The organism is Pseudonocardia sp. TMWB2A (assembly GCF_017312135.1).
The window spans coordinates 1,841,309-1,856,696 of record NZ_QKQY01000002.1 but is presented as its reverse complement, the minus strand read 5'-3'; the positions used below and the strand labels follow the sequence as shown (position 1 = coordinate 1,856,696).

Sequence of the window (15,388 nt, the reverse complement as noted above, 5' to 3'; positions counted from 1 at the left end):
AGCATGGCGCGGACCCCCGACCGGACGTCCGTTACGTCCGGCCCGCAGGACCTCGCGAAGGAGCGAACCTTGTCGTTGCGCAGCCCGTACCCGGACGTCGAGATCCCCGACGTCTCGCTCACCGAGTTCCTGTTCGCCGACGGGTTCGGCGACCGGGCGGACGCGCCGGCGATCCTCGACGGCACCACCGGTGACCAGCTGACCTACACCGAGTTCCACGGCCTGGTCGAGAAGATCGCCGGCGGGCTCGCCGCCCGCGGCATCGGCACCGGCGACGTCGTCGCGCTGTTCGCGCCGAACCTGCCGCAGTGGGCGGCGCTGTTCCACGGCATCCTGCGCGCCAACGGCATCGTGACCAGCGCGAACTCGATGTACACCGGTGGCGAGCTGGCTCACCAGCTCAAGGACTCCGGCGCGAAGATGGTCATCACCGTCTCGCCGTTCCTCGACCGCGCCGTGGCCGGGGCGAAGGAGGCCGGGCTGTCGGAGGACGTCGTCCTCACCATCGACGCCACCGAGGGCCACGACTCGCTGCGCGACCTCGTCTCCTCGGGCGCGCCGGCACCGGAGCTCACCACCTCCGCGGACGACACCGCGGTGCTGCCCTACTCCTCCGGCACCACCGGCCTGGCCAAGGGCGTGGTGCTGACCCACCGCAACCTGGTGGCGAACCTGCTCCAGATCCAGGTCATGGGCGACGTGACCAGCGAGACCAAGATCATGGCGTTCCTGCCGTTCTTCCACATCTACGGCATGACCGTGATGATGAACCAGGGGCTGCACGCGCGCGCCACCGTCGTCACCATGCCGAAGTTCGACCTCGAGCAGTTCCTGACCATCACCCAGGACCTGCAGGTCGACCGGCTCTACATCGCTCCGCCGGTCGCCGTCGCGCTGGCCAAGCACCCGATCATCGACAAGTTCGACCTGTCCTGCGTGAAGACGATCTTCTCCGGTGCCGCCCCGCTGGACGGCGAGCTCGGCCGCGCCGTCGCCAAGCGGCTGGACTGCACCGTGCTGCAGGGCTACGGCATGACCGAGCTGTCCCCGGTCAGCCACTGCATGCCCGACGACCGCGGCGACCTCGACCTGAACTCGTCGGGCTTCGCGCTGCCGAACATCGAGTGCAAGCTGGTCGACCCGGAGTCCGGCAAGGAGGTCGGCGTCGGCGAGCGCGGCGAGCTGTGGGTGAAGGGCCCGAACGTGATGGTCGGGTACCTCAACAACACCGAGGCGACCGACGCCACCAAGGACGCCGACGGCTTCCTGCACACCGGTGACATCGCCGTCGTCGACGACGAGGGCGTCTACTCGATCGTCGACCGGGTCAAGGAGCTCATCAAGTACAAGGGCTACCAGGTGCCGCCCGCCGAGCTGGAGGCGCTGCTGCTGACCCACGACAAGATCGCCGACACCGCGGTCATCGGGGTCAAGGACGCCGACGGCGAGGAGGTCCCGAAGGCGTTCGTGGTGAAGCAGGCCTCGGGTGAGGACCTGACCGAGGACGACGTCATGAGCTTCGTCGCCGAGAAGGTCGCGCCGCACAAGAAGGTGCGCGTGGTCGAGTTCATCGACCAGATCCCGAAGTCGGCCTCGGGCAAGATCCTGCGCAAGGACCTGCGGGCCCGGGAGAACGAGAAGGCCTGACCCGCATGACCGGCCGGGACGGCGCCGTGACCTGCAGCGATGCGGGGGCGGCGCCGTTCCGTCGTCGGCACACCCTTCCCCGGCCCCGCACCCGGGCTGCCGGCACGGATCCGGGACGTCGATCAGTACCTGAGCGCTCTCGCGGCCCGGCCGGACAGCACTCAGGTACTGATCGACGCGGTCGCGACGGCGTGCTCGGTCGGCCCGACGTCGATCAGGCGCCGGCTCGATGCACACCGGCGTCCGAACCCGGCGGGGCGGGCGCGGTGATCCGCGGGGCGGCGGCGCCGGCGTGCTGTCCTGTACCCATGACCGCCGACGCCCCCACCCCCGTGCGACTCGGCCCGTCCGACGCGGGCGAGGTCCTCACGCTGCAGCGGGCCGCCTACGTCACCGAGGCCCGGGCGCACGACGACCTGTCCCTCCCGCCGTTGACCGAGGAGCTGCCCGCGGTCCGCGAGGAGCTCGGCCGCGCCTCGGTGACGGCCTGGGGCGTCCGCGACGACCGGGGGCGGCTCGTCGCCGCCGTGCGGGTCGAGGTGCGCGGCGACGTCGCCCGGGTGAACCGCCTGGTCGTCGCACCGGACCGGCAGGGCGCAGGCCTCGGGTCCGGGCTGCTCGCGTTCGCGGAGGGCCGGCTCGGCGACGCCGTGACGACGGTCGCGCTGTTCACCGGTGAGCACAGCGCGGGCAACCTCCGCCTGTACCGGCGGGCCGGCTACGTCGAGACGCACCGGACGGGTGCCGGCACCTACGAGCTGGTCCACCTGACCAAGGCCCGCACGTCGTTCTCGGCGTGACGGGCGCGTGTCAGCGGCCCGCGGTCTGCTCGGGGGTCTCGCCGAAGGCGCGTGTGTAGGCCACGCGGAACCCGCCCGGGCGCAGGAAGCCCCACCGGCCCGCGATGCGGCCGACCGACGTCGCGTCGCCGGAGGCGCGGAGGTCGGCGCGCACGCCGTCGAGCCGGGCCCGCCACAGCACGGCGCCCGGGTCGGTCCCGGCCCGGCGCAGCCCGGCGACCGCGGCGCGGGCCGGGCCCCCGGTCAGCCGGGCCAGCTCCGCGGGGTCGACGGGGCGGTGCGCGTGGGCGCGCAGGTGCTCGGTGACGCGGCGGACCAGCCGGGCGGGCAGGGCCGGGGTGCGGGTCCGGCCGCGCCGGGTGACCTCGTCGAGCACGGTGTTCGGGAACGTCTCCAGGAACCGCGACGCCAGCAGCCCGAACGCCTCGTCGACGGCGACGGACCCGTCGAGCAGCATCGGGTTGCCGAGCACCCGGTCGCGCACGTGCACCACGGTCGCGGCCCAGCGCTGCGCGTGCGCCCCGCTCAGCGGGGTGATCCCGGACAGCCGCACCCGGTCGACCGCGACGCCGTGCACCTGCCCGGCCCAGCGGGTCAGGGCCGCCGTGTCGAGGGCGACGACGTCGAGGTCGATGTCCTCGGCGAGGTCCCGGAAGCGGCCCTCGGGCGGGAGCACGCCGACGTCGCCGGGCTGCAGCAGCACGGTGCCGTACGCCTCGGTGTCCAGGCGCATGCGTCCGCCCTGGACCAGGTCGATCATGAAGTCGTTCTCGACCGGGTCGACCGTCGCGTCGATCTCGGCGGTGACCCACAGGTCGCTCAGCGAGAACCCCGGCGCGGCGACGGTCTCGTTCCCCACCTCGAAGTCGCGGCCGTCGCCCATCGGCCGGACGACCGCGCCCGCGTAGAACTCCGCGGCGAACCGTTCGACGTCGGCCGCCGACCCCATGCGGAGGCTCAGGCGTCGCACTCCGTTGCCGGGCGGTTGTCCGTTCACTCGCCCTCCACCGGTGCACCGGGTGATCGGATGCGGAAAGCTACCCCGCCACCGGGCGTCGGCGCGACCCGCGTCACCGCGGAAGGGTCGGGGCCCGGCCGTAGCCTCCACCCATGGCGACCCCCTGGACGATCACCGTCGACTGTGCCGACGCACGCCTGCTCGCGGAGTTCTGGAGCGCCGCGCTCGGCTACGCCGCCGCCCCTCCGCCGACCGGGTTCGAGACCTGGGAGGCGTGGATGGTCCACCACGAGGTGCCCGCCGACGAGTGGGGCGACGTCGCCGCGATCAGCGACCCGGACGGCGCGGGCCCGCGGATCTCGTTCCTGCGGGTCGACGAGCCGCGCACGGTGAAGAACCGGCTGCACCTGGACCTGCAGGTCTCCGGCGGCCGACACCTGCCCGCCGAGCTGCGCGGCGAGCGCCTGGCGGCGGAGGCCCGGCGGCTGTGTGCGCTCGGCGCCCGGGTCGTCGAGGAGCACCTGTCCCCGGGTTCTCCACATGTGGACCACCTGTGGATGGCCGACCCGGAGGGCAACGACTTCTGCATCGTGTGAGCCCACCGCGGGTATCCGCCGATCATGGGAACGAAGGACGGCACGGTCGCGATCGTCACCGGAGCGGGCTCGGGCATCGGCGCCGCCACCGCGCGGCGGTTCGCGGCGGACGGGGCCACGGTCGTGCTGACCGGGCGGACGAAGGAGAAGCTCGACGACGTGGTGGCCGGCGCCGACCCGGCGGTCGCCGACCGGATGCACGTGCTGGTCGCCGACTCGTCCGACGAGGAGGCGATCACCCACCTCGTCGACGAGGTCGCGTCCGGCTTCGGGCGGCTGGACACGCTGGTCAACAACGCGGCGGTGGCCCGGCCGGGCACCGCGGAGCAGACCTCGACCGAGCAGTGGCGGTTCGTGCACGCCGTCGACGTCGACGGGGTCTTCTTCGCGTCCCGCGCCGCGGTGCCGCACCTGCGCGCGACCCGGGGCTCGATCGTGAACGTGACCTCGGTGTCCGGGCTGGGCGGGGACTGGGCGAACGTCGCCTACAACTCGGCGAAGGGCGCCGTCGTCAACCTCACCCGGGCGATGGCGCTCGACCACGGCGGCGAGGGGATCCGGGTCAACGCGGTCAGCCCGTCGCTGACCCACACGGAGATGACCGAGGGCATGACCGGCGACGAGGACCTGATGGCCCGCTTCGCCGACCGCATCCCAATGGGCCGCGGCGGCGACCCCGCCGAGGTCGCCGACGTGATCGCCTTCCTCGCCGGGCCCGACGCGCGGTTCGTCACCGGGGTCAACCTGCCCGTCGACGGCGGGCTGTCCGCGTCGAACGGGCAGCCGCGGATGTCCTGACCGGGTCAGGGGGCGTCGGCGAGGTCCGCGACGTCGTCGGCGCAGCCCCAGGACAGGGTGATGCCGGAGCCGCCGTGCCCGTAGTCGTGGATCACCCGCGGCCGGGTCGCGGTGGCGGGCTCGGCCTCCAGCCGCACCTCCGGGCGGGCCGGGCGCAGGCCCGCGAGGTGCTCCAGGACCTCCGCGTCGCGCAGGGCGGGGACGATGTCGCGGCAGCGCCGCAGGATCGCCTCGCCCGCGGCCGGGTCCGGCGTCGCGTCCCAGACGCCGTCGTCGAGGGTGCCGCCGAGGACGCAGTCGTGCGCGCGGGGGTGCACGTACGCGCGTCCGTCGGGGTGCGCCTCGTCGCGGACCGACATCGTCAGACCGGGGTTGGTGACGCGCACGATCTGCCCCCGCACCGGGGTCACCGTGGTGTCACCGACCAGGGTGCGCGCGCCCATCCCGGAGCAGTGCACGACGAGGTCGGCGTCCCGCCCGGCCTCGTCGAGCGAGGTGACGCGGCGGCGTTCCAGGACGATCCCGCGGCGCCCGGCCTCGGCGGCCAGCCAGGGCAGGTGCACCGGCATCTCGACCAGCGGCACCGTGAAGCGCAGGCCGTGGGCGTAGCCGGGCGGCAGCTCGCCGGGCCGGGCCGGGCGGACCTCGCCGACGGCGCCGGCCCACCACTGCGGCTCCGGCTCGGCCCGGTAGAGGGTCAGCGACTCCCGCATCACGACGCCGGGGACGCCGTCGGCGGCCTGGCGGGCCAGCTCGGTGAAGGTGCGCCGGCCCCAGTCGAGGACCTTCTCCCGCGGCCCGGCGCGGGTCGGGAACCACACGGCCGCGGCCAGGTGCGACGTCGACGCCTCCACCGGCGCGTCGGCCAGCACCCGCACCGACCAGCCCCGTTCCCGCAGCCGGACCGCGCAGCTCAGGCCCGCGATCCCGGCGCCGACCACCACCGCCCGTCGGTTGCCTCCCATGCCGGCGATCCTCGCAGCCACAGGCCCCGGATCGTCATCCGGACGTCGGCGCCCGGCCACCCCCGGGGCGCACACTCGGCCCGGTGACCGCACCGCTGCTGACCGGCCCGGCACTGGCCCGCCGGGCCGCGCTCGTCCTCGCCGTCCCGCTGCAGGCCGCGCTGGGCGCCCGGCTGCTCGACGACGCCGACCCGGCCGCCGGGGTCGCGTTCACCGTCGACGAGCTCGCCGACGGCGGCGCGGGCGGCGCGCACGCCGGTGCGCTGGCCGTCGGGCTGGAGGTGGCCGCGCTGCTCGCCGTCCTGCCGCACCTCACCGAGGCCGAGCACGCGGTGTCGGTGTCCACCGCGGTCACGCTGCCCGCGCAGGCCCCGCGGGGCCGGGAGGTCGCGTTCCGCGGAACGCTCGACCGGCGCACCGGCCGGTCCGCGTTCACCTCGGTGACGGCCGTCTGCGACGGCGTCGTCGTCGCCCGGGCCCAGGTCGTGAAGGCCGTCGTCGGCTTTCAGCCGGGGTAGGCGGCGTCGAAGAACGCCAGCTCCAGGTCCACCGCGCGGACGAACAGCGCCGCGACCCGCTCCCGGTGGACGGGGTCGAGCCGGTCGGCGGCGCGGTCGAGCTCGTCGCGCAGGAACGCGACCCACTCCTCGAACTCGACGCCGCGGTGCAGCTCGATCCACTCGCGGGAGATCCGGTCGTCGGGGGTGGTGGCGCCCGGCCGGGTCGCCCAGTCCAGGTACAGCCACTCGGCGACGACCAGCATGGCGAGGGTCTCGGCGTACCCGGCGTCGCGGGCCTCGTCCATCAGGTCGACGAACCCGACGGTCGGCGCGGTCCGCTCCGGCTCGGCGTTCCCGTCCAGCTCACCGAGCGAGCGCTCGAAGTAGTCGTTCTCCGGGCCCGCGACCAGCCCGAGCTGACGGGCCAGCCGGACCCGCGGGCCGGGCCGGTCGGCCGTCGCGACGGCGGCGCCGAGCAGCGCGAGGAACGAGTCGACGAACTGCAGGTCCTGCTCCAGGTAGTGCCGCAGCACGCCGCGGTCCAGAGCGCCGGACCACAGCTCGTCGACGAACCGGTGCCCGACCGCCGCGTCCCAGGTCGCGGCCGTCGACTCGCGCAGCTGCGCGCTGAATCCCATGCCGCCCAGGCTAGGCGCCTCCCCCGGACGCGGCCCGGGGTGTGACAACGGGCGACGCCCGGGTGACCATTGCGCAACGCACCGGCCACCGCCGGCTGTGGCACCGAGGAGGGGGAGGCGCCATGACGGAGACCGCGAACCGGCCGGAGGCCGGTGGCGAGCTGAAGGCGGGGCTGCGCGACCGGCACGTCACGATGATCAGCATCGCCGGGGTGATCGGCGCCGGGCTGTTCATCGGCTCCGGCAGCGCGATCGCCACCGCGGGCCCCGCGGTGCTGCTGGCCTACCTCTTCGCCGGGACGCTGGTCGTGCTGGTCATGCGGATGCTCGGCGAGATGGCGGCCGCGCAGCCGGACTCCGGCTCGTTCTCCACCTACGCCGACCGGGCGATCGGGCCGTGGGCCGGGTTCACCGTCGGCTGGCTGTACTGGTGGTTCTGGGTCCTCGTGATCCCGGTGGAGGCCACCGCGGCCGCGGTCATCCTCAACTCGTGGCTGCCCGGGGTGCCGCAGTGGGGCTGGGCGCTGGCCGTCACCGTGCTGCTGACGGTGACCAACCTGTTCTCCGTCGCCAACTACGGCGAGTTCGAGTTCTGGTTCGCCCTGCTCAAGGTGGTCGCGATCATCGCGTTCATCGTCGTCGGGGTGCTGGCGGTGCTGGGCCTGCTGCCCGGCTTCGTCGGCGACGACTCGTCGGTGTCGGGGCTGTCCCGGCTGGTGTCCGAGGGCGGGTTCCTGCCGAACGGGCCGGGCGCGGTGGTCGCCGCGGTGCTGGTGACGATGTTCAGCTTCATGGGCACCGAGATCGTCACGATCGCGGCCGCGGAGTCCGGCGACCCGGCCCGCGGGATCGGCCGGGCCACCCGCTCGGTGATCTGGCGGATCGCGGTGTTCTACCTGGCCTCGATCCTGCTCGTCGTCGCGATCGTGCCGTGGAACGACCCGCGGCTGCCCGAGGTCGGCTCCTACCAGGCGGCCCTGGAGGCGCTGGGCGTCCCGTCGGCCAAGCTGATCGTCGACGTCGTGGTGCTCGTCGCCGTCGCCAGCTGCCTGAACTCGGCGCTGTACACGGCGTCGCGGATGCTGTTCTCGCTCGGCCGCCGCGGGCAGGCCCCGGACCTGGTCAACCGGACCACCTCCCAGGGCGTGCCGCGGTTCGCGGTGCTCGGGTCGACGCTGGTCGGGTTCGTCGCGGTGATCGCGAACTACGCCTTCCCGGAGGAGGTCTTCGCCGCGCTGCTCGCGACCTCCGGCGCGATCGCGCTGCTGGTCTACCTGGTCATCGCGGTGTCCCAGCTGCGGATGCGCCGGGTGCTGGAGCGCGACGGCGTCGCGATGCCGGTGCGGATGTGGGGCTACCCGGTGCTCACCTGGGCGGTGATCGTCGTGATCCCGGTGGTGCTCGTCTACATGGCCACCCGCGAGGGCTCGCGCTTCGAGCTGGGCATGACCGCGCTCATCGCGGCCGGTGTCGTGGGTGTCGGCGTGCTGCTCACCCGGCGTCGCGCGCGGGCCGCCGTGCGGTGACCCCACGGCGCTCGCCTACGGTGATCACGCGCGAGGGGGTGGGGCGATGACGGCGCGAGCACTGGTCCGCAACGGGGCGATGCCGCTGTGGCAGCAGCTGCTGGCGGACCTGCGCCGCCGGCTCTCCGACGGCGAGTTCGACGAGGCCCTGCCCGGCGAGTTCGCGCTGGCCGCCGACTACGGGGTCAGCAGGCACACCGTGCGCGAGGCGCTGCGCCGGCTGCGGGAGGACGGCGCCGTCGTCGCCGGGCGGGGGCGGGTCGCCCGCCCGACCGTGCGCTCGGAGATCGAGCAGCCGCTCGACGAGCCGTACTCGCTCTACGTGGCGGTCGAGTCCGCCGGGCGCACCCAGCGCAGCGTGGTGCGGACCTTCGAGGTCCGCGCCGACGGCGTGGTCGCGGCCCGGATGGGGCTGGAGGAGTCCACGCCGCTGGTGCACCTGGAGCGGCTGCGTCTCGCCGACGCCGAGCCGCTCGCCGTCGACCGGGTGTGGCTGCCCGAGGAGCTGGCGGCGCCGCTGCTCGACGTCGACTTCACCCACACCGGCATCTACCCCGAGTACCGGCGCCGCTGCGGGATCCGTGTCGACGGCGGCATGGAGAACATCCGAGCCGTGCTGCCCGGGCGCGGCGAGCGGGAGCTGCTCGGCATCGACGAGGGCGTCGCCGCCCTGTCGATCGAGCGGCTCGGCCTGTCCGCCGGGCGCCCCGTGGAGTGGCGGCACACCCTGGTCCGCGGCGACCGGTTCTCGGTCACCGCCCAGTTCTCGTCCCGCTCGGGTTACCGGGTGGACCTCAACGAGCCGGGCTGAGGCGCGGCTCAGGCCGGGACCGAGACGCCGATCCCGCCGCGGGTGTCCGCGCCGTAGCGGGCGATCTCGGCCGCGATGTCGAGCGGCGCGATGCGCATGTCGTGGTCGTCGCCGTCGATCAGGGCCGCCGGGACCAGCCAGCACACCTCGAACTCCAGACCGTCGGGGTCCTTCGCGTAGAGCGCCTTGGTCGTGCCGTGGTCCGAGGCGCCGACCAGGGCCCCGGCCGCCTGCAGCCGCTCGCCGATCCGGGCGAGCTCGCCGAGGGTGTCGACCTCCCACGCCAGGTGGTAGAGCCCGACGGTGCCGCGGCCCGCCTGCGAGGCCCCGGCCTGCGCGCCGATCCCGAACAGGGCGAGGTCGTGGTCGTTGGTCGAGCCCTCGGCCTGCAGGAACGCGCCGCGCCCGCCCGGGAGCTCGACGACCGGGCGGAAGCCGAGGGTGTCGCGGTAGAAGCCGACGCTGCGCGGGACGTCGCGGACGTAGAGGACGGCGTGGTTGAGGCGCTGGACGGGCACGGCTGCTCCTTTGGTTGAACTCTCAACCGACTACGGTACGCGGTGACCCGTGAGAGTTCAACGAGTCACCAGCCAGGTCAGGACGACGGCCGAGCGGGTGTGGTCGACGTTGGCCGCGAGCCGCAGCCGCTCCAGAGCGTCCTCCAGGGACCGCACGTCGCGCGAGCGCAGCAGGACCAGCGCGTCGGCCTCCCCGGTGACCGTCCCCGCCGTGACGACCTCCGGCACCGCCGACAGCATCCGCTGCAGCTCGGCCGGGGCGACCGTGCCGCGGCAGAACAGCTCGACGTAGGCCTCCACGCCCGGACCCTGCTCGACGTCGGGGTCCACCTGCACGGTGAAGCCCCGCACCACGCCGCGGGCGGTCAGCCGGTCCACCCGGCGCCGCACCGCCGACGCCGACAGGCCCACCCGCTCGCCCAGCTCGGCCCAGCCGGCTCGTCCGTCGACCCGGAGGAGGTCCAGCAGTCTGCGGTCGATCGCGTCGATCCCGTCCACGACGCCGGATGCTAGACCGGGGCGCGCGGAACCGGTGCCGAACCGGGATGGCACGCGCGGATCGTGCGCTCGAAGCCGGGAAACGCACGGGGTGGGCGCGCCATGCTGTGCCCATGACCTCTGTGCTGATGTGCCGCCCCGAGCACTTCACGGTGAGCTACCGGATCAACCCGTGGATGCGTCCGGAGCAGGCGACCGACACCCGGCTCGCGCTGGCGCAGTGGGAGACCCTGCACGCGGTCTACCGCGACCTCGGGTTCGACGTCCGGCTCGTCGACCCGCTGCCCGGGTACCCGGACATGGTCTACGCCGCCAACGGCGGCACCGTGATCGACGGGACCGCCCTCACCGCCCGGTTCCGGCACACCGAGCGCGCCGCCGAGGGGCCCGCGTACGGCGCGTGGTTCCGGGCCGCCGGGTTCGCCGTGCACGAGGCCCGCCACGTCAACGAGGGCGAGGGCGACCTGCTGCTCGTCGGCGACACCGTCTACGCCGGCACCGGGTTCCGCACCGACCCGCGTGCGCACGCCGAGGCCGCGGAGGTGTTCGGCCGCGAGGTCGTGTCCCTGCAGCTGGTCGACCCGCGCTACTACCACCTCGACACCGCGTTCGCGGTGCTCGACCCGGCCGGCGGGCCGGGCGCGGTCGCCTACCTGCCCGGCGCGTTCGACGACGCCTCCCAGGAGGTGCTGCGGTTCCGCTTCCCGGACGCGGTGGTCGTCTCCGACGACGACGCGGCGGTGCTGGGCCTGAACTGCTTCTCCGACGGGCGCACGGTCGTCCACGCGCCGCAGGCCGAGAAGTTCGCGGCCGACCTGGCCGAGCGCGGGTTCGGCACCGTCGGCGTCGACACCTCGGAGCTGCGCCGGGGCGGCGGCGGCATCAAGTGCGCCACGCTGGAGCTGCGGTCGTGACCGCCGTGGTCCCGGGCACCGACCCGCAGATCGCCCTCGCCGAGGAATTCGGCGTCCGGAACTACGCGCCGTTGCCGGTGGTGCTGTCCCACGGCGACGGCGCCTGGGTCACCGACGTCGACGGCGTCCGCTACCTCGACGCGCTCGCGGGCTACTCCGCGCTCAACTTCGGGCACCGCCACCCCGCGCTCACCGCGGCCGCGCACGCCCAGCTCGACACGCTCACCCTGACCGCGCGGGCGTTCCACAACGACCGGCTGCCGTCCTTCCAGCGCGACCTCGCCGCGCTGACCGGCACCGAGGCCGTCCTGCCGATGAACACCGGCGCGGAGGCCGTCGAGTCCGCGGTGAAGGTCGCCCGCGCCTGGGGGTACCGGGTGAAGGGCGTGCGGCCGGGGGCGGCGCGGATCGTCGTCGCCGGGGGGAACTTCCACGGCCGCACGACGACGGTGGTCTCCTTCTCCGACGACCCGGTCGCCCGCGACGACTTCGGCCCGTTCACCCCCGGCTTCGACCGCGTCCCCTACGGCGACGCCGACGCGCTGGCCGCCGCGCTCACCGACGACACCGTCGCGGTGCTGCTCGAACCGGTGCAGGGCGAGGCCGGGGTGCTCGTGCCGCCGCCCGGCTACCTGCGCGCGGTCCGCGAGCTCACCGAGCGGCGGGGCGTGCTGCTGGTCTGCGACGAGATCCAGTCCGGGCTCGGCCGGGCCGGGGCCACGCTGTGCGCCGACCTGTCCGGGGTGCGCGCCGACCTCTACACCCTCGGCAAGGCGCTCGGCGGCGGGATCGTGCCGGTCAGCGCCGTCGTCGGGCGGCGCGACGTGCTCGGCGTGCTGCGCCCCGGCGAGCACGGCTCCACCTTCGGCGGCAACCCGCTCGCCGCCGCCGTCGGGTCCGCGGTGTGCGCGCTGCTGGCGACGGGGGAGTACCAGGCGCGGGCCCGCGAGCTCGGCGCGCACCTGGACGCGCGGTTGCGCGCGCTGCCCGGGCTCACCGCCGTGCGCGGGGTGGGGCTGTGGTCCGGCGTCGACGTCGACCCGCGCATCGGCACCGGCCGCGACGTGTGCGTCGCACTCGCCCGGCGCGGGGTGCTGGCCAAGGAGACCCACGGCGTGACCGTGCGGCTGTCCCCGCCGCTGGTGGTCACCCACGACGAGGTGGACGTGCTGGTGGACACGTTCGGGGCCGCGCTCGGGGACCTTTCCCGGGGGTAGGTGGCAGGCTGTCCGCCATGCCGACCCTCGTACTGCTGCGTCACGGTCAGAGCGACTGGAACGCGAAGAACCTGTTCACCGGCTGGGTGGACGTGCCGCTCTCCTCCCAGGGCGAGGCGGAGGCCCGCCGGGGCGGCGAGCTGCTGGCCGAGGCGGGCGTCGCCCCCGACGTCGTGCACACCTCGCTGCTGCGCCGGGCCATCTCCACCGCGAACATCGCCCTCGACGCCGCCGACCGGCACTGGATCCCGGTCAAGCGCGACTGGCGTCTCAACGAGCGCCACTACGGCGCGCTGCAGGGCAAGGACAAGAAGCAGACCCTGGAGCAGTACGGCGAGGAGCAGTTCATGCTCTGGCGCCGCTCCTACGACACCCCGCCGCCCGCGATCGAGAAGGGCTCGGAGTTCTCCCAGGACGCCGACCCGCGCTACGCCGGCGTCGACGCCCCGCTGACCGAGTGCCTGGCCGACGTCGTCGACCGGTTCCTGCCCTACTGGACCGAGGCCGTGGTGCCGGACCTGCGCGAGGGGAAGGTCGTGCTGCTCGCCGCGCACGGCAACTCGCTGCGCGCGCTGGTGAAGTACCTCGACGGCATCTCCGACGCCGACATCGCCGGCCTCAACATCCCCACCGGCATCCCGCTGGTCTACGACCTCGACGACGACCTGAAGCCGACGAACCCGGGCGGGCGCTACCTCGACCCGGCCGCGGCCCAGGAGGCCATCGCCGGAGTGGCGAACCAGGGTCGGTGACCCGTCGCCGTGCCCTCCGGCGCCGGGAGCGCCGGGGGGCACGGACGGGGTTCGCTGAACCCACGGTGAACGGGGACCGAACAGTGTCGCGCGAAGGGGTCGCGGGCGTCACCATCCGGTGTCCGGCGCTGGTCAGGGGGTACCCCCGGCTGCCTACCATGCACCCGTGACCACGCTCGCGTGGCTGATCCCGGCCCTCGCCCTGCTCCTCGGTCTCCTCGCCGGGGCGGCACTGGCGCGACGGCCGTCGCACGGCCGACCCAGCCCCGGCACCGGCCGCCCCCCGGCGGACCCCGTGGCCGCCGACGGACCCACCCTCGGCGAGCTGCTGCACCGCACGTTCCGCCAGTCGAGCTCCGGGCTCGCCGTGGTCGGGGCCGGGGGCGAGGTGCTCCTGCACAACCCGCGGGCCGCCGCGCTCGGCGCCGTCACCGGCGAGCGGCTCGACCCGCGCGCGCTCGCCGCCTGCCGGCGGGTGCAGGGCGGGGACCGGCTGCTCGCCTCCGGCGACTACACCGTCGACCTCTCGCCGCTGGACCGCACGCCCCGCGGCCCGGTCGCGGTGCAGGCCAGGGTCCGCTCCCTCGGGGACGGCTTCGCGCTGGTCGAGGCCGTCGACACCTCCGAGGTGGCCCGGCTGGAGGCGACCCGGCGCGACTTCGTCGCCAACGTCTCGCACGAGCTCAAGACCCCGGTCGGCGCGGTCGCGCTGCTGGCCGAGGCCCTGCTCGACAGCCTCGACGGCCTGGAGCCCGCCGACGGCGGCGAGCCCGACCCCGACGCCGTCCGCGAGGTCCGCCGGTTCGGCGACAAGCTGCTGCGCGAGGCGACCCGGATGGGGAACCTGGTCTCGGAGCTGATCGCGCTGTCCCGGCTGACCGGCGCCGAACGGCTGCCCGCGCTGGCCGCCGTCGACGTCGACGAGGTCGTCTCCGAGGCGCTGGCCCGCAGCCGCACCTCCGCCGAGTCGCACGCCGTCGAGATCACCGCCGACGAGACCTCGGGGCTGGTCGTCGACGGCGACCGCACACTGCTCGTCACCGCGCTGACGAACCTGCTGGAGAACGCGATCGCCTACTCCGCGGCGGACTCGTCGGTGTCGGTGAGCCGGCGCTCGGTCGACGGTTCGATCGAGATCGCCGTGACCGACCGCGGCATCGGCATCGCCCCCGAGCACCAGCAGCGGGTCTTCGAGCGCTTCTTCCGGGTCGACCCGGCCCGCTCGCGGGCCACCGGCGGCACCGGTCTCGGCCTGGCGATCGTCAAGCACGTCTGCGCCAACCACGGTGGCGAGGTGCGGCTGTGGAGCCGCCCCGGCACCGGATCGACCTTCACCATGCGCCTGCCCGCCCGGATGGGCATCGGCGGCGCCCCCCACGGTGAGGCTGCCGCCGGCAGCTCCCCCCAGACCGCCGGAACCGGAGGATGAGATGACCAGGGTGCTGATCGTCGAGGACGAGGAGTCCTTCGCCGACCCGCTCGCGTTCATGCTGCGCAAGGAGGGGTTCACCACCGCCGTCGCGGCCAACGGCAACGACGCGCTGAGCGAGTTCGACCGCAACGGCGCCGACATCGTGCTGCTGGACCTGATGCTGCCCGGCATGAGCGGTACCGACGTCTGCAAGGCGCTGCGCTCCCGCTCCGCCGTGCCGGTGATCATGGTGACCGCCCGCGACAGCGAGATCGACAAGGTCGTCGGGCTGGAGCTCGGCGCCGACGACTACGTCACCAAGCCCTACTCGGCGCGCGAGCTCATCGCCCGCGTCCGCGCGGTGCTGCGCCGCGGGGGCGAGACCGGCGGCGAGACCGAGGGCGGCACCGGTGTGCTGGAGGCCGGCCCGGTGCGGATGGACGTCGAGCGGCACGTCGTGTCGGTCAACGGCGACGAGGTCGCGCTCCCGCTCAAGGAGTTCGACCTGCTGGAGTACCTGCTGCGCAACGTCGGACGGGTACTCACCCGCGCCCAGCTGATCGACCGGGTGTGGGGCGCGGACTACGTCGGCGACACCAAGACCCTCGACGTGCACGTCAAGCGGCTGCGGTCCAAGGTCGAGGGCGACCCCTCGACACCCAAGCACCTGGTCACGGTGCGCGGGCTCGGCTACAAGTTCGACGTGTGAGCCAGGGGTTGCCCGAGGGTCGATAACGGCTCGGTGTCGAACACGAACGCCGACAACGCACCGGGACGACGCGCAGGTCATCGCGCTACCCGTCCCGGTGCAACCGGTTGATCGACCGTGGCCGCCCAGC

At 74.2% G+C, this 15,388-nt stretch carries 17 protein-coding genes; 12 read left to right on the top strand and 5 right to left on the bottom strand.

What is annotated here, in order from left to right:
• Window positions 1-3 precede the first annotated feature (3 nt).
• Together DMP17_RS23430 and DMP17_RS23425 are read left to right on the top strand one after the other, a co-directional pair.
• Window positions 4-1,647, top strand: a complete 1,644-nt coding sequence (locus DMP17_RS23430) for an AMP-binding protein (RefSeq protein WP_337830629.1) — start codon at window positions 4-6, stop codon at window positions 1,645-1,647.
• Window positions 1,648-1,955: 308 nt separating this feature from the next.
• On the top strand, window positions 1,956-2,447 hold the full coding sequence (locus DMP17_RS23425; protein WP_226353958.1) for a GNAT family N-acetyltransferase: 492 nt from the start codon (window positions 1,956-1,958) through the stop codon (window positions 2,445-2,447).
• A gap of 10 nt (window positions 2,448-2,457) precedes the next feature.
• Here the strand turns inward: DMP17_RS23425 and DMP17_RS23420 are convergent, their stop codons facing one another.
• Window positions 2,458-3,444, bottom strand: a complete 987-nt coding sequence (locus tag DMP17_RS23420; protein ID WP_337830628.1) for an AraC family transcriptional regulator — start codon at window positions 3,442-3,444, stop codon at window positions 2,458-2,460.
• A gap of 113 nt (window positions 3,445-3,557) precedes the next feature.
• On the opposite strand from DMP17_RS23420, the gene DMP17_RS23415 reads away from it, so the two are divergent.
• Together DMP17_RS23415 and DMP17_RS23410 are read left to right on the top strand one after the other, a co-directional pair.
• Window positions 3,558-4,001: a VOC family protein gene (locus DMP17_RS23415; RefSeq protein WP_337830627.1), complete on the top strand. Its 444-nt coding sequence runs from the start codon at window positions 3,558-3,560 to the stop codon at window positions 3,999-4,001.
• Window positions 4,002-4,025: 24 nt separating this feature from the next.
• A complete protein-coding gene (locus tag DMP17_RS23410; RefSeq protein ID WP_226367706.1) occupies window positions 4,026-4,799 on the top strand; it encodes an SDR family NAD(P)-dependent oxidoreductase in 774 nt (257 codons plus the stop codon).
• A 5-nt stretch (window positions 4,800-4,804) separates the two neighbouring features.
• On the opposite strand, the gene DMP17_RS23405 is transcribed toward DMP17_RS23410, so the two are convergent.
• Entirely contained in the window at window positions 4,805-5,764 is a 960-nt protein-coding gene (locus DMP17_RS23405; protein ID WP_337830626.1) for an FAD-dependent oxidoreductase, read from the bottom strand.
• Window positions 5,765-5,847: 83 nt separating this feature from the next.
• Between DMP17_RS23405 and DMP17_RS23400 the strand changes: the two genes are divergently transcribed.
• Window positions 5,848-6,282, top strand: a complete 435-nt coding sequence (locus tag DMP17_RS23400; RefSeq protein WP_226353954.1) for a thioesterase, FlK family — start codon at window positions 5,848-5,850, stop codon at window positions 6,280-6,282.
• On the opposite strand, the gene DMP17_RS23395 is transcribed toward DMP17_RS23400, so the two are convergent.
• The gene (locus DMP17_RS23395; RefSeq protein WP_337830625.1) at window positions 6,270-6,902 is read right to left on the bottom strand and encodes a TenA family protein; all 633 of its coding nucleotides are present in this window, start codon (window positions 6,900-6,902) and stop codon (window positions 6,270-6,272) included. The two genes, DMP17_RS23400 and DMP17_RS23395, sit on opposite strands and share 13 nt — an antisense overlap.
• 122 nt (window positions 6,903-7,024) lie before the next feature.
• On the opposite strand from DMP17_RS23395, the gene gabP reads away from it, so the two are divergent.
• Both gabP and DMP17_RS23385 read left to right on the top strand, forming a co-directional pair.
• Window positions 7,025-8,428: a GABA permease gene (gene gabP, locus DMP17_RS23390; protein WP_226353952.1), complete on the top strand. Its 1,404-nt coding sequence runs from the start codon at window positions 7,025-7,027 to the stop codon at window positions 8,426-8,428.
• Window positions 8,429-8,474: 46 nt separating this feature from the next.
• On the top strand, window positions 8,475-9,239 hold the full coding sequence (locus DMP17_RS23385; protein ID WP_208818916.1) for a GntR family transcriptional regulator: 765 nt from the start codon (window positions 8,475-8,477) through the stop codon (window positions 9,237-9,239).
• A gap of 8 nt (window positions 9,240-9,247) precedes the next feature.
• Here DMP17_RS23385 and DMP17_RS23380 read toward each other — a convergent pair whose 3' ends face one another.
• Together DMP17_RS23380 and DMP17_RS23375 are read right to left on the bottom strand one after the other, a co-directional pair.
• Window positions 9,248-9,757 carry a VOC family protein gene (locus tag DMP17_RS23380; RefSeq protein ID WP_337830624.1) on the bottom strand — a complete coding sequence of 170 codons (510 nt, stop codon included), beginning with the start codon at window positions 9,755-9,757 and terminating at the stop codon, window positions 9,248-9,250.
• 57 nt (window positions 9,758-9,814) lie between these two features.
• Window positions 9,815-10,246 (bottom strand): Lrp/AsnC family transcriptional regulator, encoded by a 432-nt coding sequence (locus tag DMP17_RS23375; RefSeq protein ID WP_226368258.1) that lies wholly within the window; start codon window positions 10,244-10,246, stop codon window positions 9,815-9,817.
• A 122-nt stretch (window positions 10,247-10,368) separates the two neighbouring features.
• On the opposite strand from DMP17_RS23375, the gene ddaH reads away from it, so the two are divergent.
• The 5 genes from ddaH (at window position 10,369) to DMP17_RS23350 (ending at window position 15,258) form a co-directional block, all read left to right on the top strand.
• Window positions 10,369-11,169 (top strand): dimethylargininase, encoded by an 801-nt coding sequence (gene ddaH, locus DMP17_RS23370; RefSeq protein ID WP_178375901.1) that lies wholly within the window; start codon window positions 10,369-10,371, stop codon window positions 11,167-11,169.
• Window positions 11,166-12,386, top strand: coding sequence for an ornithine--oxo-acid transaminase (gene rocD / locus DMP17_RS23365; RefSeq protein ID WP_443217900.1), 1,221 nt, complete (start codon window positions 11,166-11,168; stop codon window positions 12,384-12,386). The genes ddaH and rocD overlap by 4 nt, the downstream gene beginning before the upstream one ends.
• 17 nt (window positions 12,387-12,403) lie before the next feature.
• The gene (locus tag DMP17_RS23360) at window positions 12,404-13,138 is read left to right on the top strand and encodes a phosphoglyceromutase (RefSeq protein WP_226367702.1); all 735 of its coding nucleotides are present in this window, start codon (window positions 12,404-12,406) and stop codon (window positions 13,136-13,138) included.
• A 166-nt stretch (window positions 13,139-13,304) separates the two neighbouring features.
• Entirely contained in the window at window positions 13,305-14,567 is a 1,263-nt protein-coding gene (locus DMP17_RS23355) for a sensor histidine kinase (RefSeq protein ID WP_226353949.1), read from the top strand.
• A 1-nt stretch (window position 14,568) separates the two neighbouring features.
• A complete protein-coding gene (locus DMP17_RS23350) occupies window positions 14,569-15,258 on the top strand; it encodes a response regulator transcription factor (protein WP_062398072.1) in 690 nt (229 codons plus the stop codon).
• The last annotated feature ends 130 nt before the right edge of the window (window positions 15,259-15,388 follow it).